Consider the following 846-nt stretch of genomic DNA (forward strand, 5'->3'; position numbering starts at 1 on the left):
GTAAGTCTGCATCAGACAAGTGGGCGGCTGGCGCGACTGGTATGGGTGTCCGCACTCTTGCTCGCCTTCTTAATGAGCAAGCAGAAAAATAATATTTATGGTGGCGTCAGTTAGGCGCTGCCGTAGTCAAGTAAGTCACTTTTAAACACTATTATTACAAGTACAAAAAGGAAACTTTATGGCTCTAGAAAGAACGTTTTCCATTGTTAAGCCTGACGCTGTGGAAAGAAACCTGATCGGTGAAATCTACAATCGAATCGAGAAGGCAGGCCTACGTATTATTGCTGCGAAAATGGTTCACCTGACTGAAGAGCAGGCGAGCGGCTTTTACGCAGAACATGAAGGTAAAGAATTCTTCCAACCTCTAAAAGAGTTCATGACTTCTGGCCCTATTATGGTTCAAGTGTTGGAAGGCGAAAATGCGATTGCACGTTACCGCGAATTGATGGGTAAAACCAACCCAGAAGAAGCGGCAGCAGGCACACTTCGCGCAGATTACGCGCTAAGCATGCGTCATAACTCTGTGCATGGTTCAGATAGTCCTGAATCAGCGGCTCGTGAGATTGAGTTCTTCTTCCCTGAGTCAGAAATTTGCCCTCGCTAATCGGTAGTTAGTTTGTGCTCGTAAAGATAGTTAGCCTCGGATAATTCCGGGGCTTTTTATTATCGAAACAGTTCGAAGGCGCATTGGTTGGGTTGTTTAATATTTAACCGAAGTGTTTTTAATGCCTTAGCAAAGACAGGGTTTTAGACCTCTTGTTGTAGCTGCATAAAGGCTGTACAATTCGCGCCCTTATTCTTGTTTCAGTCATTGAGAGGCAACATGACCACTGAAAAAATCAATCT

Annotated in this window: 1 protein-coding gene; it reads left to right on the plus strand. The window is 44.4% G+C overall.

Annotation, left to right across the window (positions count from 1 at the left end; all coding sequences use genetic code 11):
• Positions 1 to 178 precede the first annotated feature (178 nt).
• Positions 179 to 604: a nucleoside-diphosphate kinase gene (ndk, locus tag R8N49_RS26040; protein WP_005460254.1), complete on the plus strand. Its 426-nt coding sequence runs from the start codon at positions 179 to 181 to the stop codon at positions 602 to 604.
• Positions 605 to 846: the final 242 nt, after the last annotated feature.

It is taken from the genome of Vibrio sp. 1978 (assembly GCF_033344345.1).